We start from the raw sequence: 23,635 nt of genomic DNA, 5'->3' as shown, positions 1-23,635 counted from the left end.
AAGCGCTGCGAGCGTATTTTGGGAGGTGGTGGACTTGCCGATCCCCCCTTTGCCGTAAAATGCGATTTGACGCAAATCTGACATATCGCCTTCCTTCTTTCGTTCCATCCATCGCTGAGTAAAAGGCAGGCAGCTCGCGCCGCCTCGCATGGCAATCTTCAAAACCCGTGCCATGTGGGCAGCAGCATATAAAACAGTTGTTTTGCTGATCTTCAGCTATTTAATTCCAAACTTTCGAAGGCGGGATCGACAAACTCTTGTCTCGAAACCGCCAAACTGGATGAAGCGGCTGCGAGGTCTTGTCGGTTGGAAATCGCTTGCGTCAAAGATCAACAAATCTCGTCCGTATCCTTACATCTCAGGCGAGGGACAGAAGTAGTGTGGCAAGTCGTAGAGCCAAACAGATCGGCACCGCATTGACGGCCAATCGGCTTCGCACCGCGCGTCGGAATTAAGGCCGGATGATCAGCAGAACGCATATGAAGGCACAGTAGAGATTGTCGCTTACAACAAGCTCGCTGTTATGCTGTCTCCACGAACAAATAGGAGGAATGCCGACAGCTTGGCAGCTGAAGTCTTGCAGGCCCGGATTGTTCCGCCATTGGCGAGATTGACAACGGAGCCGGTTTCGATCGTCAGCGGGCCAAATTCTGGAGGAAATGCTCGAAGGCTACAGCAAAGATCGTGAGCAAGCTATCAAGTTAAAGCGCTAGTCGCGGATGCTTTTTTCCGGCCGCACGCTCAGCTCCGACAAATTGTAGATCGCGTAGTCGAATATGGCGAAGAGCTTAAGGCAATTTTAGTAGGCGCTATAGAATGGACCGATGATCATTATCCGACGACGACATCACCGCTCATATTTAGGAAAGCGACATTTGCGCGTGCCCGCACAGTCGCAACATCGGGAGCAATAATCCCCCGTATCGGTTCAACGTCGCCGGACAAGCCCGCCAAGATTGCATCTGTGGCCTTTACGTTTTCAAGATCTCGTGCCCGACGAACTCTGCCGCTCCAGAAAGACTTCCGCTTTCCTCAGGGAGAAAGCATTCATTAAAATCGCCGCATTCCTTGCAGCTGGGAGCGCTACAAAGGGAAAAGCCTTCAGCTTCGCAAATCTTGCGGTAGAAATATTTTTTCCACCTCATGTTGCAGGTGTTGCCTGCCGCCAGCGCCGGAAAATGCGCGAACAGCAATCTCCTAAGTTCGGCTTTGTCATGCAAGCCGAGATCCCGCCAGAGGTGGTCTTCACGCATGGAACGTCGCGCAATGATCTTAGCAAAACGCACGCCCTCAGGGTCGCCTGGCCGCACATGCGCTAGGAGCATGTCGCGCAACAGTTGCTCCTCCGCATCAGGCACGCAATCACTCGCCTCTTGCAGGGCAAAGGCGCGGATAAGCCTTGCTGGGAAACTGCGGGTTGTATCCCGCAGCTCCCTAAGCGAAAGGCCGGTTGCCTCGGTCGCGGTGGCAATCCCCATCTCAATTTCTTCAAGTGCGCGCGAAAAAAAGCGGAAGAGCACATAGTCATCAAATAACTTGAGACCCATCTGGCATGGTCGGCTGAAATAGAGTGTTTGGCAATCGTCGCAGTGGTCGACGGCTAGGCCGGTTTGACGTGCGGCGTCCACAGTTGGTACCGCTACCGTCAAGACCCCGATGTGATGCACATTTGGCATGCGCTTCGTCGCTTTCTCCAATAATCGAATTCAGTTGGCTGCTTTGGTCCCCGGAAGGCGAACATTCAAAGGTTGTGCCAACTTGAGCAAGTGACAATTGAAGCCGGCTTTTCAATCACTCGATCGCCTGTGCAGCGGGAGGCGATCCCGCCTCCCGCTGTCGTCAAACGGACAAACGCAGGCTTTCAATCTGCGGCGCCGATTGAGCAGTCTGAGTGCGGCAATCTGAGGGAAGATCGAAGATCAACTGCTGCGCAACGACGCCTTAGCCGTCGATGAGAGTTATCATATGTCTCTTCGATAGTCCTCAGAGTAGTTGGAGACCGGGCCTGTTCGCCACACTCCGAGGGCCGCCGCCATAGCGAGCAACATGGCGGCGGCAGTATCTCTCCGGGATACGCAATAAAATCTGCCGCTTCCTATCTATTGCATTTTTTACGTTTCTCCGCTGACGTCGCGATCACCTTGTTTGGTTAGACGCTTTGATCATGCACCAAGGTCGCTAATCAGGAAAAATAGATTGATTGGATGCCGTCATCCGCGTTTTGAATAGCACTAAAAACGCGGCACCAAAAACGCCTGGGGACCGAGCGCGAACTCGCGACCGCGGCACTCAGCACACTTTAAGTAAGCCAACAGTGAGCGCGGCTGTTGCCCCGGTTGCGCTAGCCAAATGTCGTGATGCTCGGATGGAACTTGCCGATTGCAAATTTTCTTTCTGCTTCAGCGTCGCAAGGGGTGCCTTGATAGAAGCTCCACTCGTCAGCTTCTCGCGTCTGCAGCATGGGAGATGATTTCCAATTCTGCCGGGGTATTCGTACAGCGTACAGCTCTCGTCAAACTTGGAACACGCACCCGTTTGCATAGCCTGCCCAAGGTCGGGATCCCGTTCCGCAAATTTGGGACAAATGTCGAGCCATACGAGCGGCGACGCCGATGGCCGCCACGTTCGATTGCTGAACTCGCCTTAGTCCACTGCGCGGCTGCTGGTATGGTCCAACATCGTCGCGTACATGTTTGGCGCGGAATTGGTATGGGGGCGCGCCGGAATAAAACCACGCGTATTCAAATATCTAAATAAAGTCAACGATATGGGCGACATTGGAGCGACACGTCCGGAGCGTGACTTGAATTGAACCGAACCGAATTGGCGCAGGACCATTTACACAGCACGCTGAATCTGCATATTGCCGCGCGTTGTCGCTATCCCGAGTTGATGCACGAGTCGCTTTCGCTCCCGTCAAAAGCAGCTGGGCACGGGCTCTTTTCAAGAATTTAGAAGGCAAGGATATGGAAAATTTTGTGTATCTGTTGGAGCCGGAAAGTGCGATCTTTCGCGCCGCTGAGCTCCCTGATCGCAACAGCATTGCATCGATCTCCGGTTTAATTGGCAGTGATCTTATTCAGATGATCCGCTTCGACGACATGCACTCGCTATTTGTTGGGGAAGAAGCTTTGCGAGTTGGGTTAACCGCCTTCACGATCTTTGACGGGTACCCGATCCCTCTTGCCGGGCAGATAGCGCTTTTGGGAGGCGACGGTAGTAAACCTTATCGTTCACCGTCAATAACGATGACGGAAGCCGCGCGACGTTTTGAATGTTGCCGGCCGGTGCTTGATCCTGTGTTTGCTCCGATGGACCGAGTGGCGAACAAGGGCCTCATCGTTGCGGGCGCACTGGAAAGCCTGCAAGTGCGTATTGATCGCCGCTCCCCGGTGCTCCTATGAGCGCAATGACGAATGATAGGATCCAGGTCGCGCCGATTCGCTCAGAGTCCGCGAGTGTGCCGACATGGGCTGGAGAAACGGAAAGCTGACGCCTCAAAGCGGCGTTCACTACGTTGCCGAAGGCCTCCCGTTCAACTGGACAAAGGTCAACACTGAAGGGCGGAAGACGTTCAGTGCATTTGCCGAGTTGGAAGCCGCGAAGGAAAAAGTCGCCATTTTGGCGTGTTCGCGCTGACCCGGCTTTTGGCAACCTATGGCACCAGCTGAATGCCGAAGTAGTTGATCGCTGTCGACGGCGCAACCCGCTTTGCATGCAGACGCTGTTTCAACGCCTGCTCTCGGCGAAGTCATGCACGTTCATAGCGTAGACGAACCGGGCGAAATCATCGGCGTCGACGCAGTTGAAACATTGGACGAACGAACGGGAGCAAGACCTTGCCCTTTAGAACCTTTTTTTGCATCCTGCTGCTGGTCACGTGCACCAGCGCTGTTTCGGCCTACGCCGCCTCGCTTTCCATCTTCAAAGCGTTCGCCGTAACCTTAGCGGCTTCGGTTTTCCTTCAGGTCGTTTATTTCTTGAGCCTGCTATTTATGTCCTTCCGGCCCACGCGCGAGAGCGACAGATCGATACATTCAGGAACTCGGCAGGCAGACCAGCCACAAAAACGTGATCGCGATAAAACAGAGCAGTCCAACGTCCCCAAGCTTGACCCAAGGCGTAAACGGCGCACCCCTTAGCGGTGTAGGTATTGACCGAATTCATCAGGCGTAAGCTCAATTCGATGTCATGGAACTATTCAACAACCTCCAGCAACCGAGGACCGCTTTTTTCACCACGGTGCGGCGGTCCATGAGATGCTGCATTGGTCTCCCGATTGCTTCATCTTCGGCATGGATCGGGCATCGTCTGGTTTAGAAGGTCTCCGACTAAGGCGACTGCTGCCGACCGCCGCTTCTGATTAGATGACATGTTTCCGGAAGAGAACATGCCTCGAAATTTGATCGTTTCCCGTTGCCTTTTAGACCTACGCCGATCGAGAAGCTCGACCGTCTCGGTAAGCGCGGGGGTGGAAACATTGAGAACAACGTCAACGAGATGACTGCAAGCTCGGAACTTGCATCTGGCGGAAATAAGCTCCGCAAACTTTATTACCGGAGGGTCGAGGCGGGTCCAGTCAGATTTGCCCAAAGCCGGCGCTTTTAACGCGGCGGCGCAGTCGACGACGTTCCCGCCCATGGGACGAAAACTGGCGGGGCAACTTCGACGTCGAAGATGGCGCGGATTGTTGCACGAAAGCTCGCCTCGGGGCATCCCATGCAGGTCGCCGACTGTCGGACGCAGACCGGCGTTAGATCAGGCTTTTGTCAGACATGTACTCCGCGGTTGTCGGCATTGAGACTGAATGGCGGGAGCTTGACACTACGCGCTGCTACGAAATGCCTGCTGAGCCCACGAATTCACTTCGGCACGCGATTTGCTCTGGTCACGGTATGTCGCCAATCGCAGCGCGATGGTCTTCGGGCGGCGCGTCGCTGTTCGCGTCTCGTGAGGTCCGATGGTTTGCTGTGGCAATGATAGTGGCTCGGTTGTGCGCCGGGAAAATGTGAGGAGTGTTGGATGCGATCTAGAGTTCTTCGTTTGCGAGCCACACACGTCGCGAGCGGTACAGCCAAAGCGGCGGACCTTGAGCCAGGCGGGAAACCGGGCGTGTGGGACTGGTTTGGAAGTTATGTTTGCGGACGGGTCGGTGGGCGGGTGGGGTCGAACCTGCTGCGCGAATTCCTACGGTCGGCCGACCTATGGCGTTACCGACATGTTCGATTTCAACCGGCTGCAAAACCCGCACCTGCCCCTCGGCCAGGGGCCGCATCTGTGCGTGGGCGCTGCGCTGGCGCGCCTGAAATTGGGACGTGCCTTCCCCCCGCCGTTCGTGCGGCCGGAGGATCTGGCGCTGGCAATCGCCAAGGAGGACGTCGTCTACACGCTGTCTTAACTCATTTGCTGCCCGCAGTCCGCCCGTCATCTTCCGCCCCTTCCGGGCTTAAAGAGTGAAGCGTCACCATGTCCGAACAATCCTTGCCGACGCTGCCGATGTGGCGGGTCGATCACATCGAGCCCTCGCCCGAGATGTTGGCGCTACGCGCCAAGGGTCCGATCCACCGCGTGCGCCTTCCGTCCGGGCACGAATGCTGGTGGGTGACAGGCTATGACGAGGCCAAGGCGGTGCTGTCTGACGCGGCATTCCGGCCCGCGGGAATGCCTCCGGCGGATTTCACCCCAGATTCGGTCATTCTCGGTTCGCCGGGATGGCTGGTCTCGCACGAAGGGGACGAGCATGCTCGGTTACGCACGATCGTGGCGCCGGCCTTCAGCAACAGCAGGGTGAAGCTGCTTACGCAGCAGGTCGAGGCGATCACCGTGCAGTTGTTCGATACGCTGGCGGTTCAGCCCCAGCCCGCGGACTTGCGACGCCATCTCTCCTTTCCGCTTCCGGCCAAGGTAATCAGCGCGCTGATGGGCGTGCCCTTCGAGGAACACGCCTTTTTCGCAGGGCTCTCCGACGAGGTGATGACGCACCAGCATGAAAGCGGCCCGCGCAGCGCGTCCGGCCTGGCCTGGGAAGAGCTCCGCGCCTACATCCACGGCAAAATACGGGGCAAGCGACAGGATCCGGGCGATAACCTGCTGACGGATCTGCTAGCCGCGGTCGACCAGGGCAAAGCGACCGAGGAAGAGGCGATCGGCCTCGCGGCGGGCGTGCTGGTGGCGGGGCACGAGAGCACCGTCGCGCAGATCGAATTCGGCCTGCTGGCCATGTTTCGCCATCCGCAACAGCGCGAACGCCTGGTCCGCGATCCTTCCCTGGTGGACAAGGCGGTGGAAGAAATACTGCGCATGTATTCGCCTGGCGCGGGGTGGGACGGCATCATGCGCTATCCCCGGACCGACGTTAACATCGCGGGCGTGCATATACCCGCGGAGAGCAAAGTACTGGTCGGCCTGCCGGCGACCTCGTTTGATCCGCGCCATTTCAAAGACCCGGAAGTCTTCGACATCGGACGCGACGCAAATCCCCACCTGGCGTTCTCCTACGGGCAGCACAATTGCATCGGGGCGGCGCTGGCGAGGCTGGAACTGAAGGCCATATTCGGTTCGATCTTCCAGCGCTTTCCCGCGTTGCGCCTGGCCGTGGCGCCCGAAGAACTGAAGTTGCGCAAGGAGATCATTACCGGCGGGTTCGAGGAGATGCCGGTGCTCTGGTGCGGACGCCCCCCGGCATCGCAATCTTCTCATTTGGCGGCGCCTGGCGCGCACCGGTCAGATCAGCCACTCGACAGGTAATCAAGATGGACGTGCAAGACACCACGGCAGCATGCCACGACGCCTTCGCCGAGCTGGCGTCGCCAGCATGCATCCAAGACCCGTACCCGTTCATGCGGTGGTTGCGAGAGCACGATCCGGTGCACCGCGCGGCGTCGGGCCTCTTTCTGTTGAGCCGCCACGCCGACATCTACTGGGCGTTCAAGGCTACGGGCGATGCGTTTCGGGGGCCGGCGCCATCCGAACTGGCGCGCTATTTCCCGCGTGCGGCGAGCAGCCTGTCGCTCAATCTGCTGGCGTCTACGCTAGCCATGAAGGAACCACCGACGCATACGCGTTTGCGCCGGCTGATTTCGCGCGATTTCACCGTGGGCCAGATCGACAACCTGCGGCCGAGCATCGCGCGCATCGTCGCAGCTCGCCTGGATGGCATGGCGCCCGCACTGGAGCGAGGAGAGGCGGTGGACCTGCATCGGGAATTCGCACTGGCCTTGCCCATGCTTGTCTTCGCTGAATTGTTCGGCATGCCCCAAGACGACGTTTTCGAGCTCTCAGCGATCGTCAGCGCCATTCTAGAAGGCCTGAGCCCGCACGCCAGCGATCCACACCTCGCCGCGGCGGACGTGGCCAGCGCCAGGGTGAAGGCCTATTTCGGCGACCTCATACTGCGCAAGCGCGCCGATCCCCGCCGCGACATCGTGTCGACACTGGTCGGCGCACACACCGACGACGCCGATACGCTCTCGGACGCGGAGTTGATCAGCATGCTGTGGGGCATGTTGCTGGGCGGCTTCGCCACCACTGCTGCGACTATCGACCATGCGGTGCTGGCGATGCTGGCCTACCCCGAGGAGCGGCACTGGCTGCAGGGAGACGCCGCAGGGGTGGAGGCATTTGTAGAAGAAGTACTGCGCTGCGAGGCGCCGGCCATGTTCAGCTCCATTCCGCGTATCGCCCAGCGCGACATCGAACTGCATGGCGTGGTGATCCCGAAGGACGCGGACGTGCGCGTGCTGATCGCGGCCGGCAATCGCGACCCGGACGCTTTCGCTGATCCCGACCGCTTCGATCCGGTGCGGTTCTACGGCACCAGGCCTGGCATGTCGAGCGACGGAAAGATTATGCTGAGCTTCGGCCACGGCATCCACTTCTGCCTAGGTGCTCAACTCGCCAGGGTGCAACTGGCCGAGAGCCTGCCGCAGATCCAGGCTCGCTTCCCCACGTTGGCCTTGGCCGAGCAGCCGACCCGGGAGCCCTCAGCGTTCCTTAGGACGTTCCGCGCGCTGCCGGTGCGGCTGCACGCGCAGGCGGCGGCTGAGGTTCGCGTCGTGGTCGACCAGGACCTGTGCGGAACCACTGGTCAGTGCGTGTTGACGCTGCCGGGCACCTTTCGTCAGCGGGAGCCGGACGGCGTGGCGGAAGTGTGCATGGCGACGGTCCCGCAGGCGCTGCACGCCGCCGTGCGCCTAGCAGCCAGCCAGTGCCCGGTCGCGGCCATTCGGGTGATCGAAAGCGAAGCCGGCGATGACCATTGCACCAACCCCGGCCCTACGCCCTCTCCGGCAGACGCTGAGCGACATGCAGCGAAAGACCTACGCAATCCAGGAGAACATGATGGAACGATTTAAAGGCAAGGTGGCCGTGGTGACCGGCGCCGGCGCCGGGATCGGCAAGGCATGCGCCCTCGCCATCGCGCGCGAGGGCGGCAGAGTGGTGGTGGCCGACATTGATGGCCCCGCTGCCATCGCCTGCACCGCACAGATCGCAGCCGAAGCGGGCCAAGCGCTGGCCGTGGCCATGGACATCGCAGATGCGCAGGCGGTGGCAGAGCTGTTCAAAACGGCGAAGCGGCGCTTCGGTGGGGTCGACGTGCTTGTGAACAATGCGAGCGCCATGCATTTGACTCCGCACGACCGCGCGATCCTCGACCTGGACGTGGCGGTCTGGGACCAGACCATGGCGACCAATTTGCGCGGCACGCTCCTTTGCTGCCGGCAGGCCATCCCACAAATGATCGGCCGTGGTGGTGGCGCGATCGTGAACATGTCATCGTGCCAAGGGCTCAGCGGCGACACCGCACTGACGTCATACGCCGCGTCGAAGGCCGCAATGAACATGCTGTCGGCCTCGCTTGCCACCCAATACGGACACGCGAAGATCCGCTGCAACGCGGTTGCGCCAGGTCTTGTCATGACTGAACGTCTCTTCGCCAAGCTGGACGAGTGCATGCAACGGCATCTACACCGGCACCAGCTCCTGCCGCACGTCGGCCGCCCCGAGGACGTAGCCGCGCTGGTCGCGTTCCTGCTCTCGGAGGAGGCTGCGTTCATCACCGGCCAGGTGGTGTGCATCGACGGCGGCATGTTGGCGCATGTTCCAACCTACGCCGACGGTGGCAACAGCGCGGCTCGGCCGGCCGGTGACGCCGCCGAAGCAACCGCAGCGTCGCATTGGTGATGGACATGCTGCTCAACCCGCTGAACCGCTGGCGCCGGCTACGGGACGACATCCCGGTCATGCCTGGCGCTTTCCCCCTGGTCGGGCATCTCCCCGCCATCGTCTGCGATCTGCCGCGCCTGCTGCGGCGCGCGGAAAGGACCCTAGGCAGCCACTTCTGGCTGGACTTCGGCCCGGCCGGACACCTGATGACATGCCTGGATCCAGATGCGCTCGCATTGCTCCGGCACAAGGAAGTGTCCTCGGCACTGATCGAAGAGATGGCGCCCGACATCCTTGGCGGAACGTTGGTCACTTTGGACGGTAGCGCGCACCGGCAGGCGCGCGATGGGATAAAAGCGGCGTTTCTGCCGAGGGGTCTGACCGAGGCCGGCATTGGCGAGCTGTTCGAACCAATTATTAGGGCTCAGGTCAAGGCGTGGCGCGACCGCGGTGAAGTCGCTATCCTGCCAGACACACGCAACCTGATGCTCAAACTCACCTTCAGTCTCATGGGCATCCCCGCTCAAGACCTGTCGGAGTGGCATCGCAAGTACCGGCAACTGCTGCAATTGATGGTCGCGCCCCCGATCGACCTGCCGGGGATGCCCTTGCGACGCGGCCGCGCCGCCCGCGATTGGATCGACGCGCAGTCGCGCCAGTTCATCCGGGACGCGCGCGCGCGCGCCGCGCGCACCGGGTTGATCAACGACATGGTGAGCGCCTTCGATTGCAGCGATGGCGCGCTCTCCGATGACGTCCTGGTCGCCAATATCCGCTTGCTGCTGCTTGCCGGCCACGAGACCTCCGCCTCGACGATAGCCTGGATGGTGATCGAGCTGGCGCAGCATCCAGAGCTGTGGGACGCCCTGGTCGAAGAGGCGCAACGCGTGGGCGCGGTGCCGACCGGGCACGAGGACCTGGCGCAATGTCCGGTCGCAGAGGCGCTGTTTCGGGAGACGCTACGAATGCATCCGGCTTCCTCGCTCGTACCGCGTCGCGCGATGCAGGAACTACAACTCGGCCAGCGGCGCATTCCTGCGGGCACTCATTTATGCATCCCACTACTGCATTTCTCGACCTCGCCGCTGCTGCACGAAGCGCCCGATCAGTTCCGTCTGGGGCGGTGGCTGCAACGCACGGAGCCGATCCGGCCGGTGGACATGCTGCAGTTCGGTGCCGGCCCACACGTCTGCATGGGCTATCACCTTGTATGGCTGGAGCTGGTGCAGTTCAGCATCGCCTTGGCATTGACCATGCAGGAGGCCGGGGTGCGGCCGCGATTGATGAGCGGCGTCGAAAAAGGCCGGCGCTATTACCCGACCGCACATCCGTCCATGACAGTCCGCATCGGATTCTCATGAGCTGGGATCCTCTGCCCCGTGTCAAGAGGCAGCGGCGAAGACGATGGGCGGCATTGCTGCATTCGGCGCGCGCGCGCGGTGCGACGCCGGCAGCACCGCGGCGGCTCGCCGCTCGCCGCGGCATTCTCTGTCAGGTAGAAGGAGATGAACAACATGCAGAAGGGTTCCACGCTAAACGACGACCGAACTGGCGTTTCCCCGTTCGGCGGATCGGGCGCGCAGGCGTGCGGCGGATTGTTGGTGCGCGCGTCCATAGGCATGGGCGCGCTATGCGCCGTCGCGGAGGATGCCGCGCGTTACGCTGTACCGCGCACTGGATCGCTATCGCGCCTGTTTCGGCCTTGTATTGTAGGTGGTCGAGGATGACATGCCAGCGGATGACGCGACGCTGGGCAAGCCGCCGGCAAGCATGCGGCGGAGAAGAAAGCAACCGGCGTGCCGATCACGAAGCTGCATGCAGCGCCCCAGTCAGTGCCGGGCCTATGGCCAGAGGCCGAGGAAGCCATCACCTCGATGCGCCCGCGTGCGGAGCGGTTGGCGCAGGCCGTGCAGCGGGCCAAAAGGGTATCTGTTCAAGCACGCGCCGTGCGCATTGGCGCCGGTCCGCACGGAGGCGCCGCCGTACCGCTGCGATCGGCCGGCGGCACCGCTAGATGCTACATTGTGTTCGATTCCACGGCGCAGATCGGAGCGGTTGCCCACCGCGGACCGCCGCCAGCATAGGTGCGCTTCGCCGCGCTTCTCGTCAACTGCCTGCAGAGGGAACATCCCGCATGAGTGCGCTGTCCGAACAGATCCTTTCTGAATTGCGCCACTTGCTGAACGAGACGCGCGATGGCGGCAGCGTGAGTCCGTCCGTTTACGACACGGCGCGCGTTTTGCAGTTCAGCGGCAACGTCACCGGTCGGCAGAACGGATACGCGTGGCTCATGGCGCAGCAACAGGCCGATGGCGGATGGGGAAGTGCTGACTTCCCACTGTTCCGCCATGTACCCACGTGCGCGGCGTTGCTTGCATTGCGGCGTGCCGATTCTCTTCCCGGCGCTGCGGACGCAGTTCAGGCTGCAACGCGGTTCCTCGAGCGCCAGCCGGATCCCTACGCGGATGCGGTGCCGGAAGACGCGCCGGTAGGCGCGGAGCTGATCCTGCCGCAGATCTCCGGCGAGGCCACATCCTTGGTGGGCGACGTGGTGTTTCCGCGCTACCCGGCGCTGTTGCCGTTGCGGCAAGCGTGCCTGGTTAAGTTGGGGACGGTGGGACCGCTGCCGAGCGGCCATCCGTTGTTGCACTCCTGGGAAGCCTGGGGGACGTCGCCGACCACGGCATGCCTGGACGACGACGGCAGCATCGGCATCAGCCCGGCGGCAACCGCCGCGTGGCGTGCGCACGCCCTCACACAGGCGAGCGCGCCACAGGTCGAGCGTGCCGACAGGTATCTTCAGGCCGCATCGCGCGCGGCGCGCAGCGGCATCGAAGGTGTCGTTCCCAGCGTCTGGCCGATCAACGTGTTCGAGCCATGCTGGTCGCTGTACACTCTGCATCTGGCCGGGTTGTTTTCGCATCCCGCGCTCGCCGAGGCGGTGCGCGTGATCGTCGCGCAGCTCGATGCCTGTCTGGGCGTGCGCGGTCTGGGTCCGGCCTTGCACTTCGCGGCCGATGCGGACGACACTGCTGTTGCGTTGTGCATCCTGCGCCTAGCAGGACGCAACCCGGCTGCCGACGCGTTGCGCCACTTCGAAATCGGCGGGCTGTTCGTTACCTTCCCCGGCGAGCGCAATGCCTCGGTGTCGACCAACATCCACGCCCTGCATGCGTTCAGACTGTTGGGAAAGCCCACCGCCGGTACCAGCGCTTACCTTGAGGCCAATCGCAACGCGGACGGTCTATGGGACAATGACAAATGGCATGTTTCGTGGCTGTATCCCACCGCGCATGCAATCGCTGCGCTCGCGCAAGGCGCGCCCCAGTGGCGCGACGAGCGCGCGCTGGCGGCGCTGTTGCAGGCGCAGCGCGATGACGGCGGCTGGGGCGCGGGTCGCGCGTCAACATTTGAGGAAACCGCCTATGCGCTGTTCGCGTTGCACGTGATGGATGGGCGCGAAGAGCCGACAGGGCGCGCCCGCATCGCGCTGGCGGTCGCGCACGCGCTGGAGTGGATGCTCGCTCGCCATGAGGCGCATGAATTGCCGCAGACGCCGCTGTGGATCGGCAAGGAATTGTATTGCCCGACCCGGGTCGTGCGCGTGATCGAACTCGCCGGCTTGTGGCTGGCTCTTCGTTGGGGGCGGCGCATCCCGACCGAGGGAGCAGGAGGAATAGCGCAATGATCCCGACCGAAAGCGCGCTGCAGCAAGTACTGGAGTGGGGGCGTTCCCTGACCGGATTCGCCGACGAGCATGCCGTAGAAGCAGTTAGGGGCGGACAGTACATCCTGCAGTGTATCCAACCGAGCTTGCACGATATCAGCGCCCGCACCGGCCGAGATCCGCAGGACGAAAAGCTGATCGTGGCGTTTTATTGCGAGTTGGCGCTACTGTTTTGGCTCGACGATTGCAACGACCTTGGCCTGATCGCGCCGGAGCAGCTGGCCGCGGTGGAGCAGGCGCTGGGGCAGGGCGTGCCATGCGCGGTCCCCGGTTTCGAGGGCTGCGCTGTGCTGCGCGCTTCCCTGGCCGCGCTCGCCTACGATAGGCGCGACTATACTGAGCTTCTAAACGATACCCGGTGCTACTGCGCGGCGCTGCGCGCCGGACACGCGCAGGCGGCGGGGGCTGAACGCTGGTCGTACGCCGAATACTTGCACAATTCCATCGATTCGATCGCCTACGCGAACGTGTTCTGTTGCCTGTCGTTGCTATGGGGGCTGGACATGGCGACCCTGCGCGCGCGTCCGGCGTTTCGCCAGGTGCTGCGGCTCATCTCCACGATAGGGCGCCTGCAGAACGATCTGCATGGATGCGCCAAGGATAGGGCGGCGGGAGAAGCCGACAACGCTGCCATCCTGCTCCTGCAGCGTTATCCGGCTATGCCTGTGGAGGATTTCCTCAACGACGAGCTGGTCGGCCATGCGCGCATGCTGCACCGAGTGATGGTGAAAGAACGCTTTCCTGCACCATGGGGACCGTTAATCGAGGCCATGGCGGTCATTCGCGCGAAGTACTACCAGACCTCGATCAGCCGCTACGGCAACGATGCGGCGGGGGGAGGCCAGCGTGCGCCGGCGTGAACGCGCGGGAGGCGGCGGCGTGCGCGCGGCGCCCTCGGTCCGATCCGACGCAACGCCAACGCCCAATACGGCGGATCGAGCGAGCGGGTGCGACGACGCCCTGACCCGGCGCAAGGACGACCATCTGGACCTCGTGCTGGATCGGCGAACGGCGCCAGCCACGGTCGCTGCCGGCTGGGAGCAAATCCGGTTCGAACACTGCGCACTGCCCGAGCTGGACCTGACGCAGATCGAACTGCGCACATCGCTGTTAGGCAAGCCCATGCGTGCGCCGCTGCTGATCAGTTCCATGACCGGCGGAATGCCACGCGCAGAGGCCATCAATCGGCACCTGAGCGAGGCGGCGCAAGCCTTGGGGATCGCCATGTGCGTCGGTTCGCAGCGCGTGAGCCTGCAATCGCGCAATTCCCAGGGGCTGACGCGCGCCCTACGCCGCCTGGCGCCTGACATTCCCTTGCTGGCTAATATCGGCGCTGCGCAACTGCGCGAGGCCGACGGCCTTGATCTGGCGCGCCGGGCTGTCGATGCGCTGGAGGCTGATGGGCTGATCGTCCATCTCAATCCGCTGCAGGAAGTGCTACAGCCGGATGGCGACCGCGACTGGCACGGCGTACTGGCGCAGGTGGCTCGCGCCGCGCGTAGCGTGGGCGTGCCGATCGTGGCCAAAGAAGTCGGGTGGGGCCTGTCCGCCTCGGTGGCCTGCGCGCTCGTCGAGGCGGGTGTTGAGGTGATTGATGTCGCCGGAGCCGGCGGCACCAGTTGGGCCGCGGTGGAGGGCGAGCGCGCCCGCGATGCCGCCGGCCGTGCAGTGGCGATGGCGTTTGCCGATTGGGGGATCCCGACACCGGCCAGCTTGCAGGCGGTCCGTCGGGCACTGCCAACGGTGAAGCTTATCGCGTCCGGCGGGATCCGCGACGGCGTCGACGTGGCCAAGGCCATTCGCCTCGGAGCGGACATTGCCGGGCAGGCAGCCGGCGTGCTGCCGGCGGCTACGGTATCGACCGAAGCGGTCGTTGCGCATTTCGAGGTCGTCATCCGCCAGTTGGCCGTCGCCTGCTTTTGCACCGGCTCACCTGATCTGGCGACGTTGCGCCAGGCGCGCTTGTTGCCCTCCGCGCACTTGTTGCCCTCCGCGCATCCGCCAGTCGGATGATGCCGGCGTCGCCCGCTCTGTCGGCCGGCCCTCCAAGCTGGTTGCAAAAACCGTTAACGCTAAAGCTAGACCTCTAATCCACCTTGGCCCAGCGGTTCGATGCAGGGAACGAAGTGTTCATGAAGCAGCTGTTGACGATGAAGCGGTAATGATGCCGCCGGCTAGGTTATGCGTACCGTAACTCGGGCTTACAAAGGCGCGCAATCCAGCGCCGTTTGTTGAATCAGACCGGCTTTTCCCGGTCCAGCCACGCCTTTGCAAAGTGCATGATTAAGCCAGTCAACGAAGGACCGTTTTTGAGGGCTGGCAGGAATGGCGTCACCTATCTGTTCGAGATACGCATAAAATCTGGCGGCTGCGCTGTCCAATCCTTGGCCGCGAACGATACTGGGTCGATTCAGCTGCGTGTCCACGGCAGGCAATTTGCCAAGCACTTCTGCGCGGCCGACTGTATCTGCGATGTCGTCGGCGATCTGATACGCGTGCCCGAGCAATTCCCCCACCTTAGACCATGGGGCCGGATCTGCACCACTTGCCAGGGCACCGCAAGTGGCCGCCGCGACAAAGAGGGAGCCGGTCTTGTAATGGTGATAGCGGTCGATTGGGACGTGCGTCATTGCCTCCATCGACTGTCCGGCGATCAGTCCGTGACTGGGGCCGACCGCCTCCGCAACCACCTCGATCATGCGCGCGCCCAACTCAGGTGTTAGCGCAGCCTGCAAGCTGAGGTATTTGAAAGCCATCACAATCAAGGCATCGCCGGTCAAAACGGCGATAGGCTCTCCGAAAAGCCGGTGCACCGTTGGTCTGCCGCGGCGTAGCGCCGCGTTATCGAAGCAAGGCAAGTCGTCATGCACCAACGAGGCACAGTGCAGCAATTCAATTGCTGCCGCGGCTCTTGTCGCCAGCTCAGGATCTTTTTCGCCGCACACATAGGAGACTTTCAAGCAGAGCTTGGGGCGCATCCGGGAGCCCCCTGGAAACACTGCCGCGTCCAGCGCTCCACGCAGGTGAGCCGGCGCAGCCGGACTTAGAGCAGTATCCATGGCAGCTCGCAGTGCTTGCTCGATGAGCTTGTCGCTATCGCCAACCACGTCGGCTTGGTGATTCGAAATCATATCGCATCTCCACTTTTGAGACGAAAACGAAAACGGGCCTAGTCCAACCGGTGCCAAACAAAAGGCCGATTTCGCTGTGTCTCTTCAGGTTCTAGGGCACCGTTAAGTTTAGCGGATTGCGGCGGCCAACATGCGGCACCGGCGTGACCAATGAAACCGTGTGCCAGTGGGAGCCTTAACTCGGCAAGGCGATCTCCCACTGGAATCCCTTGAAGCAGTCTCATTCGCGGCGACATGACATCTGAACGTCGGTTACTTCGATCGCGCGCGAAGAACATTGGCTCCGGCGGAGCTGTCGGCCAGAATGGCATCGCTCTCAACGTCTTGATCCAAAGCTGAAGAGGCTCCCGCGCTGAGCAGTGGCTGGTGACAAAGCTCTTTGGATCGGCTGCACGCCGCCGCGCGTGATGATCGCTGACGAGCTCCGTTCGTACGGTACGACATGCGCGAAGATGGGCCTTACATCTAAAGGTGTTGGTCATCGTCGATAGTAGCCACTGGAGCTTGGACCGGAACCATTGCCGGCAGAGATCTGGGCTCCTACAAGCAATTGGTGTGCCACCAGATCATTGTTAGTGAATGTTTCAATGGCGACAGAAGGCGCCTTCCGGTGCTCCGTGTGTCGGGAGGCGCGGATTATGCCACTCCGCCTAGTATTTGAACAGCGTCAACCTTGCGAGCGATCCGTCCGAAGGCCAACCCAGCATTGGAGTGATTTGGGTTGAGGTCACAATGCACGTCGGCGCTTGCATCATGCCAGCCTGTCAATGTGCGCGATCGCACACGACTGTCAGCTTTGCGTCAATTACGATCGAACCGGTGCTTTTGACGTTTCCGAGGTTACGCTGCCGATAGACCCAGCGTGAGAAGACGACTGAGCCCTTCCAGTTGTTCTTCGGCGCGATGTTGCCGAAGCCTTACACTCGACCGGCTTGGCGAGGATTTCAGCGCTGCCGTAGCCCTTGTCGGCCGGCAGGAAACCGCTTCGAGAAGTCGGTCCCCTACCGCCTTTTGCTAGCGGACTAAAAGGGCGGAGCAGGTGGATCTATACAGCGCTTTCTTTCAAAGCCCTGGTTGCGCCTTGTGTTCGTCAGCGATCAGGAGCGCCTTCGGCTCGACATGCTTGGCGACGGCCGCCCATGCATCCTTGCCGTTCTCGTCCAGGATCACCCGCGTCACCGTTCTGTTCGGTGCATGGCGGTTGGCCTCCCTCAGCGCCAGAACTCACATGCGCTTGCCGTTCTGATTTTCCTTCTTGCGCCCGTCCTTGCGCTCTTCCTTCTTGTCACCTTGCGGAGGACGCCGCCCACATACTTGCCGTCGATCTGCACCGTACCGTGCAGCTTGATCGCATCACGGCGAAGGTCGGCTGCCTCCCGGAGCTTCTGCAGCAGGAAGTAGGCGGTCTTATACTGGACGTTGACCTTGCGGCTCAGATGGAGCGCCGCCATGCCCTTGGCGGCCGTGATCTCCTCCCAGATTGCCATGATGATCTTCTTGAATGAAAGCTTGCGGTTGGCGAAAACCGAAAATTCGGCGCGGCATTCCGGCTCCGAGCATCAGAACGACGACGCCGTACGGCTCCAGGCAGCCACAGCGAGGGCAATATGGCTTCCCGACGTTCTTGGGCCAACGGAAGTCGACGAACAGGCCGTAGGTGTCGTCCTCGGCTGCCCGAAGCCTCTCTCGGGTCAGGCCAGGCGCACTGGTCGTATTTCGAACCTCCGGTCTCCTGCGGAGAAGGCGTCGTAGGAATTCGGTCTCAGGATGGGAATTCGCTCCTGCAGCATGTTCAGGCTTCCGGTCGATACGCGAGACATAAGCAGACAACTCCGTCGTAAGGACGGAAGCGAAAGGTCAGTGCTCTATTCGTATCGATTTGAACATGAAAGGGCCCTTACCAGGAGAACGAAACCACGTTCAGGGGTTAGCACTTTCGTAAGGTTGTCAAACCCGTGCCCTTATATCGGGAGAAAATTCAATGTCTCAGAGCCAGACTACCCAGCGCAATCACTAATCCAGTTCAGTGAATGGGTCCAGATCGTGAGAGCTGTCTTCGGGTGACCGCGCCTCATGACGACTATTAACGACTCCTTCCCAACAATCGAACATCCGCAAGGTAGATTCACGTTCGAGCATCTTGTGCCTACCTCTGTATGCCTTACTGGGCAGGTAACCTTGCCGTTTCAGGCCCTGTCCTGACCTCTGGCCTTAATGATCTTGTTGTTTATTACCTTTTCCCGAGCAGATCAGACGAACACAACGTAGAACTGGTGGTAAAAAGCGCTGATCAGAAAGAAATTAATTTCAGCCGCATCAAGCGAAGGTGTAGCGTCTGCCAACTCGTAATAAAGGCTCATTTCCAGCAAATAAGGGTGCCCTAGAAACAAAAAAGGCCCCCTAAAGAAGCCTTCCCATGGCGTTTCCGCCGAACGCGTGTGCCTTACCGTGGTGTACCGACCTCTAAGGGTGCACCTGCAACAGCGACCTTTCGGAAGCCTCGTTGTCTGCTGCTTACAATGATGTAACCCTCACGGTCGACTATTTCAAGCCCTTTGTGTGGATGCGATAAGGTGGCGGCTTCGTTTAGCAAAGTTCACGTTTGTGGCACTTGCTCCATGATGCCGGAATTTTCAGAGAGCATCGAACCTACACGCTAGCGGGAGCGGTAACTGATATGGGTTCTTGGCTGAGTGATTTCCAGCACGGCGGAGCTTTCCCAGCTAGCCAAATGGGATATCGTGGGACGGGGAAATGGATCGGTTTTCGAGGATTATGTCTTATCGTCCTCAACGAAGACCGCTTAGAAGATGTTGAGCATTGAATGTGAATTTTCGCTCAAATTCGACGCAACCTAGATGATTCAGTGCCGGGTGCGGCCATAGCCGACTCATCTTTCATGGAACTGGGCCACCGGTCTAGCGAGACTGTTTTGAATGCATTCATGAAGCAATTTGGCTAAACTCTCAAATATTTGCTATAACGCAAAAAATGCCCAAAATGGGTATTTAAAACGGTTGTAGTCTGGCGATGGCAAGTGGTTCAAATCGGTTCAGGTTGGCTCAAGTCTACAACGAGTGGCAGGAAAATAGGGACGTGCGGTGACGGAAGATCTAGCAAGCTACAGAAGTTCGAGAGGCCTCGTCAGCACCGCCGATCCGGAGGTTGACAAGGCGATCTATCGAAAGCCAGGTTTCGGCGGCGAAATTACATCGTTGGGTCACATGGAGGAATTGATCAGCGCGTTCCTGAAAAAGACACGCGAAGCGCAGGGCCTGTCCCGCGCAGACGTTGCTCCAATGCTTGGTCTGTCCATCCCTGTATACGGACGCTACGAGCGGGCATTTTCCAAAATGACTGTTACTCGGATGATCCATCTGTGTGAGATTCTTGGCTTCATGCCTATCGATATGATCTTTGAAGCTGCGCCACATCTTTGGGGCCGCACATCGGAGGAGGCCGAGGATTGTCTCACACTGGCGAGGATTCTTAGGAGACTTCCGAACGGCACGACGCGCGATCTTATTCGGCTCCTGCAGCGAATGACCCCCGATGACGACGAGAGCGACAGAGGTATCAGTGATGTAGCGGAGCCCGTGAAGTGAGCTGGGTTTGTCTATGACGCCCCCAGTAGTTAGCAGTATTGGTGATAGCTGTCGCAGCCGACGCGCTGTCGTCGGTGTGCAGACACCCGCAATCTCACAACTTAGTTTTTCACTCGAATTTCCGTCTGATCAACAATACGCGCCGATTGCCCAATTTTTCGATCTTTGGTTGGCGTTGATCTCGCTCGATGCTCGAGCGATTCGTCGGCGAGCGACGCCAAGTCTATTTGCATGCGCTTTGCTTCGACAGTAGGGGCTGTGTTAAACTCCCTCGTTGGGTTTTCCCGCTCAATGCCATGTGGGTATTCGAGCCGCCGGCGCGCATGCTTTGATTTCGATTGCTGAATCTAAGCCCGTCCTCTCCGCGCCTCCGTTCCATCGCGCCGATCCTTTTTGCCATTCGGCTCGGAAATAGCCTTTTGACATCACGATCAGGTTCCGCGAAAACGGGGTCGAGTCGCTGAGACTGGAAACGCTGTTCATGGCTGTCGCCGTTCAGGTAAGGGCATCGCCTAGATGTTTAGTCCCGGCATTTATGGATGGGGTCGATGATGAATCGATCCGGCTCCAAAGTCCATTGTCTGCAGATGAACTCGTAAGGCGTAAGGCCCTTTAGCGTCTTGAGCCGGCGCCCGAAATTGTAGGCGTCGATAAAGTCAGCCAGATGTTTTTTCAACTGCGCATGATCGTCGTAGTGGAAGCGCTTGACGGTCGCCTCCTTGATCGTTCGGTTCATCCGTTCGACCTGTCCGTTGGTCCAGGGATGCTTCACCTTGGTCAGGCGATGCTCGATGCTGTGATCGTCGCAGACCCAATCGAAGATGTGCTGGAAGGCATTTCGATCACAAGCTCGGTTGGTGAACTGAATGCCATTGTCGGTCAAAACGGTGTGAATGGTGTAGGGCACTGCCGTGATCAGATTGCGCAAGAACTGAGCGGCATTCATCTTGCCGGCTTTGGTGTAGAGTTCCGCGAACGCGAACTTGGATGTTCGGTCAATTGCGACAAAGAGATAGAGCTTGCCCTCGGCCGTCTGCACCTCGTCAATATCGATGTGGAAGTAAGCGACCGGATAGCTTTTGAACTTCTTCTTCGGCTCCTTGTCGCCTCTGACCTCCGGCAGACGTGAAATGCCGTGGCGCTGCAAACACCTGTGCAACGACGAACGCGTCAGATGTGAAATGGTCGGCTGATGGTACCCATCCGGCGAAGGCCGTCTGTCCTGACTTGCTGATTGGCTTTAAGTCCATGCCTTATGTTATGCGCTACAATCATTTCCCCCATTGAGGTCTTGTCCGTCGACGATCTTGATCGCCGACGGGATTGGTCGGACGAAGAGAAGGTTCGGATCGTCGAGGAAAGTCTACAAGGCTTTCGGCAAGGCTCGGTGACGGCGCGGCGATATGGATTGTCACGGTCATTGTTGACCCGTTGGCGTTGGGAATACCGTAGTGGTCTTCTGAGCAGTTCCGCTACAACGGGCTTCGTGCCACTTACGATTTCGCCATCGGCGGCGGCATCTTGCGAGGTAGCCTCACGGCTGCGATTTGAAGACGACATGACGATCGAGATCGGCCTGCCGAATGGCCGACGGCTGACGATCCCAGCCTCGCTTGATCCGACCATTCTTGCCCGCCTGTTGCCCGTCGTGGATGGGTCATGATCGCGTTTTCCGCGGGGGTAAAGGTGTGGATCGCGGGCGGGGTGACGGACATGCGTTGCGGCATGAACAGCCTGGCGCTGAAGGTTCAGCAAGGTCTTGGCCGCGATCCTCATGGCGGCGAAGTCTTCTGCTTCCGGGGTCGCAAGGGTGACCTGATCAAGGTCCTCTGGCATGACGGCGTCGGCATGTCGCTTTACCTGAAGCGGCTGGAAGCTGGAAAGTTCATCTGGCCGGTCAGCCAGAATGGCTCCGCCGTGCCTGTATCGTCGGCGCAGCTCGGCTATCTCCTGGAAGGGATCGACTGGCGCAACCCGCGCTGGACGCAGCGGCCTTCGAAGGCAGGCTGGCCGCCTGCATTCCTCTGTTTTTGTTGGGCTTTCGGCATGCGGCATGGTAGCTTTCGGCCATGGATGATGCTGCTTCGGAGATAGCCAGACTGCGCGCCGCGCTTGCGGCATCGGAAGCGCGTGCCGCCTCTGCCGAGGCCGACCTCGCACAGGTGCGCGCGGTCGTGACGACGTCTGAGGCGATGATCCGGCATCTCAAGCTCGAGATCGCCAAGATACGTCGCGAGCAGTACGGCCAGAGCTCGGAGCGCCGCGCCCGGCTGATCGAGCAAATGAAATTGCAGCTCCAAGAACTTGAAGCCGACGCCACCGAAGACGAGATCGCTGCGGAACGCGTGGCGACGAGAATCACAAATGTCTCCGCTTTCGAACGCCGCCGGCCGGCCCGCAAGCCGTTTCCCGAGCACCTGCCGCGCGAGCGCCTGGTCATCGATGCCCCGTCGACCTGCACCTGCTGCGGCTCGCCCCGCATCGTGAAGATGGGCGAAGACATCACCGAGACGCTGGAGATCATTCCGCGCCAGTGGAAGGATCCAGACGGTGCGCGAGAAGTTCACCTGCCGGGACTGCGACAAGATCAGCCAGCCACCGGCCCCCTTCCATGCGACACCACGCGGATGGGCGGGACCCAACCTGCTGGCGACAATCCTGTTCGAGAAGTTCGGCCAACATCAGCCATTGAACCGCCAGGCTGAGCGCTACGCCAGGGAAGGCGTCGCTCTCAGTCTCTCCACACTGGCCGATCAGGTCGGAGCCTGCACGACGGCCCTGCAGCCGATCCATGACCTGATCCGTGCCCATGTTCTGGCCGCCGAACGGCTGCATGGTGACGACACCACCGTGCCGCTTCTGGCCAGGGGAGCAACAAAGCAGGCGAGGCTCTGGACTTACGTCCGCGATGACCGCCCTTTCGCGGGCGGCGCGCCTCCCGCCGCACTCTTCCACTTCTCTCCCGATCGCGAGAAGACCCACCCCAACACGTATCTCGCCGGATGGCACGGCACCCTGCAAGCCGATGCCTATGGCGGCTACAACCACCTCTATCGTGCCGACCGCCGCCCCGCGCTGGTGATCAGCGCACTTTGCTGGAGCCACGCGCGGCGCAAATTCTTCGAACTCGCTGACATCGCCGGCAACGTGCGCAAGGGCAAACCTGCCCACGAGATATCGCCTGTCGCGCTCGAGGCCGTTGCCCGCATCGACGCGCTCTTCGACATCGAGCGCGGCATAAACGGAATGCCTGCCGAGGATAGGCTCGCAGCGAGGCTGCAACATGCTCGCCCGCTCGTCGAAGAACTGCACGATTGGCTCATGGCCCAGCGCGGGCAAATGTCGAAGCACAACCCCGTCGCCAAGGCGATCAACTACATGTTCGAGAAGGAGGGTCGCTGGGAAGCCTTCGCCCGGTTCCTCGACGACGGCAGACTGTGTCTGACGAACAATGCCGCCGAACGAGCCCTGCGCGGCGTTGCTCTCGGAAGAACGGCATGGCTATTCGCCGGCTCCCAGCGTGGAGGCGAGCGTGCCGCTTTCATGTATTCCCTGATCGTCTCGGCAAAGATGAACGATATCGATCCGCAGGCCTGGCTGGCGGACGTGCTCGCCCGCATGCCCAGCCTTCCAGTATCAAGGCTGCCGGAACTATTGCCGTGGAACTGGTCCGCCGTAAGCGCCCGGCAGGTGGCGGCCTGATGGCGCGCCCGACGCATGTCTACACGATCGACTACGTTGCCACGCTGATTGGCGAGAACCTCGAACTCATCCAGGAGGTTGCCAGCAACTCCGACAACATCGACTATGGTGAGATGATCCATGCCCATGACGGCAGCGAAGAGGGCATCACGACCTTCACCGACCGGGGCATCGAAAGCTTGAAGGAGTTCCTCGCCGATATCCGCACCTGGGAAGGAGGTGTTCGGCAGTTCCTTGTCGACGAGCAATGCGATCGCGACAAGATCGAACGCATCATGGCAGACGAGCCGAAATCATAAGCCCTC

Annotated in this window: 20 protein-coding genes and 2 pseudogenes; 15 read left to right on the top strand and 7 right to left on the bottom strand. The window is 60.4% G+C overall.

Going from position 1 to position 23,635, the window contains the following annotated elements:
• Together K6N12_RS31570 and K6N12_RS31565 are read right to left on the bottom strand one after the other, a co-directional pair.
• On the bottom strand, positions 1-84 hold an 84-nt coding region (locus tag K6N12_RS31570; protein WP_157214173.1), incomplete at its 3' end, for a hypothetical protein.
• 887 nt (positions 85-971) lie between these two features.
• The gene (locus tag K6N12_RS31565; RefSeq protein ID WP_004673813.1) at positions 972-1,676 is read right to left on the bottom strand and encodes a nitrogen fixation protein NifQ; all 705 of its coding nucleotides are present in this window, start codon (positions 1,674-1,676) and stop codon (positions 972-974) included.
• 1,290 nt (positions 1,677-2,966) lie between these two features.
• Between K6N12_RS31565 and K6N12_RS31560 the strand changes: the two genes are divergently transcribed.
• The 10 genes from K6N12_RS31560 (at position 2,967) to fni (ending at position 14,905) form a co-directional block, all read left to right on the top strand.
• The gene (locus K6N12_RS31560) at positions 2,967-3,404 is read left to right on the top strand and encodes a DUF3846 domain-containing protein (protein ID WP_004673815.1); all 438 of its coding nucleotides are present in this window, start codon (positions 2,967-2,969) and stop codon (positions 3,402-3,404) included.
• Between the two features lie 64 nt (positions 3,405-3,468).
• Positions 3,469-3,639, top strand: coding sequence for a CCE_0567 family metalloprotein (locus K6N12_RS31555; protein ID WP_004673816.1), 171 nt, complete (start codon positions 3,469-3,471; stop codon positions 3,637-3,639).
• Positions 3,640-5,218: 1,579 nt separating this feature from the next.
• Entirely contained in the window at positions 5,219-5,398 is a 180-nt protein-coding gene (locus K6N12_RS31550) for a hypothetical protein (RefSeq protein ID WP_004673817.1), read from the top strand.
• 68 nt (positions 5,399-5,466) lie between these two features.
• On the top strand, positions 5,467-6,747 hold the full coding sequence (locus K6N12_RS31545) for a cytochrome P450 (RefSeq protein WP_004673818.1): 1,281 nt from the start codon (positions 5,467-5,469) through the stop codon (positions 6,745-6,747).
• A gap of 5 nt (positions 6,748-6,752) precedes the next feature.
• Positions 6,753-8,354: a cytochrome P450 gene (locus K6N12_RS31540; RefSeq protein WP_004673819.1), complete on the top strand. Its 1,602-nt coding sequence runs from the start codon at positions 6,753-6,755 to the stop codon at positions 8,352-8,354.
• Entirely contained in the window at positions 8,341-9,183 is an 843-nt protein-coding gene (locus K6N12_RS31535; protein WP_018247209.1) for an SDR family oxidoreductase, read from the top strand. Before K6N12_RS31540 ends, K6N12_RS31535 begins: the two co-directional genes overlap by 14 nt.
• The gene (locus K6N12_RS31530) at positions 9,183-10,526 is read left to right on the top strand and encodes a cytochrome P450 (RefSeq protein ID WP_018247208.1); all 1,344 of its coding nucleotides are present in this window, start codon (positions 9,183-9,185) and stop codon (positions 10,524-10,526) included. The genes K6N12_RS31535 and K6N12_RS31530 overlap by 1 nt, the downstream gene beginning before the upstream one ends.
• Before the next feature lie 773 nt (positions 10,527-11,299).
• Complete coding sequence (locus K6N12_RS31525; RefSeq protein ID WP_018247207.1) at positions 11,300-12,853, top strand: hypothetical protein; 1,554 nt, start codon at positions 11,300-11,302, stop codon at positions 12,851-12,853.
• Entirely contained in the window at positions 12,850-13,752 is a 903-nt protein-coding gene (locus K6N12_RS31520) for a terpene synthase family protein (protein ID WP_004671966.1), read from the top strand. The genes K6N12_RS31525 and K6N12_RS31520 overlap by 4 nt, the downstream gene beginning before the upstream one ends.
• Entirely contained in the window at positions 13,739-14,905 is a 1,167-nt protein-coding gene (gene fni, locus K6N12_RS31515) for a type 2 isopentenyl-diphosphate Delta-isomerase (protein ID WP_018247206.1), read from the top strand. Before K6N12_RS31520 ends, fni begins: the two co-directional genes overlap by 14 nt.
• A 188-nt stretch (positions 14,906-15,093) precedes the next feature.
• On the opposite strand, the gene K6N12_RS31510 is transcribed toward fni, so the two are convergent.
• The 4 genes and pseudogenes from K6N12_RS31510 to K6N12_RS31495 form a co-directional block, all read right to left on the bottom strand.
• Positions 15,094-16,023: a polyprenyl synthetase family protein gene (locus K6N12_RS31510; protein ID WP_004671969.1), complete on the bottom strand. Its 930-nt coding sequence runs from the start codon at positions 16,021-16,023 to the stop codon at positions 15,094-15,096.
• Between the two features lie 836 nt (positions 16,024-16,859).
• Positions 16,860-16,999, bottom strand: a pseudogene (locus K6N12_RS31505) (IS5/IS1182 family transposase); the annotation flags it as partial.
• 86 nt (positions 17,000-17,085) lie between these two features.
• Positions 17,086-17,202, bottom strand: a complete 117-nt coding sequence (locus tag K6N12_RS31500) for a transposase (RefSeq protein WP_008536526.1) — start codon at positions 17,200-17,202, stop codon at positions 17,086-17,088.
• A 32-nt stretch (positions 17,203-17,234) separates the two neighbouring features.
• On the bottom strand, positions 17,235-17,510 hold the full coding sequence (locus K6N12_RS31495) for a hypothetical protein (RefSeq protein ID WP_004671970.1): 276 nt from the start codon (positions 17,508-17,510) through the stop codon (positions 17,235-17,237).
• A gap of 1,614 nt (positions 17,511-19,124) precedes the next feature.
• On the opposite strand from K6N12_RS31495, the gene K6N12_RS31490 reads away from it, so the two are divergent.
• Entirely contained in the window at positions 19,125-19,628 is a 504-nt protein-coding gene (locus K6N12_RS31490; protein ID WP_018247203.1) for a helix-turn-helix transcriptional regulator, read from the top strand.
• A gap of 512 nt (positions 19,629-20,140) precedes the next feature.
• On the opposite strand, the pseudogene K6N12_RS31485 reads toward K6N12_RS31490, so the two are convergent.
• Positions 20,141-20,820, bottom strand: a pseudogene (locus K6N12_RS31485) (IS481 family transposase); the annotation flags it as partial.
• Positions 20,821-20,883: 63 nt separating this feature from the next.
• Between K6N12_RS31485 and tnpA the strand changes: the two are divergent.
• The 4 genes from tnpA (at position 20,884) to K6N12_RS31465 (ending at position 23,629) form a co-directional block, all read left to right on the top strand.
• Positions 20,884-21,291 (top strand): IS66-like element accessory protein TnpA, encoded by a 408-nt coding sequence (gene tnpA, locus K6N12_RS35120; RefSeq protein WP_074063725.1) that lies wholly within the window; start codon positions 20,884-20,886, stop codon positions 21,289-21,291.
• On the top strand, positions 21,288-21,722 hold the full coding sequence (gene tnpB / locus K6N12_RS31475; protein WP_018247201.1) for an IS66 family insertion sequence element accessory protein TnpB: 435 nt from the start codon (positions 21,288-21,290) through the stop codon (positions 21,720-21,722). Before tnpA ends, tnpB begins: the two co-directional genes overlap by 4 nt.
• Positions 21,698-23,330 (top strand): IS66 family transposase gene (gene tnpC, locus K6N12_RS31470; RefSeq protein WP_100225622.1). Its coding sequence is split into 2 segments (ribosomal slippage): positions 21,698-22,170 and positions 22,169-23,330, totalling 1,635 coding nucleotides; the frame shifts between segments, so codons are not numbered across the junction. The genes tnpB and tnpC overlap by 25 nt, the downstream gene beginning before the upstream one ends.
• Positions 23,330-23,629 (top strand): hypothetical protein, encoded by a 300-nt coding sequence (locus K6N12_RS31465; protein WP_004671980.1) that lies wholly within the window; start codon positions 23,330-23,332, stop codon positions 23,627-23,629. Before tnpC ends, K6N12_RS31465 begins: the two co-directional genes overlap by 1 nt.
• Positions 23,630-23,635 lie beyond the last annotated feature (6 nt).

It is taken from the genome of Rhizobium redzepovicii, from assembly GCF_019793435.1.
GTDB classification, from domain to species: domain Bacteria; phylum Pseudomonadota; class Alphaproteobacteria; order Rhizobiales; family Rhizobiaceae; genus Rhizobium; species Rhizobium redzepovicii.
Note: the sequence above shows the minus strand (reverse complement) of the source record. Positions and strands in the feature narration are given on the sequence as shown.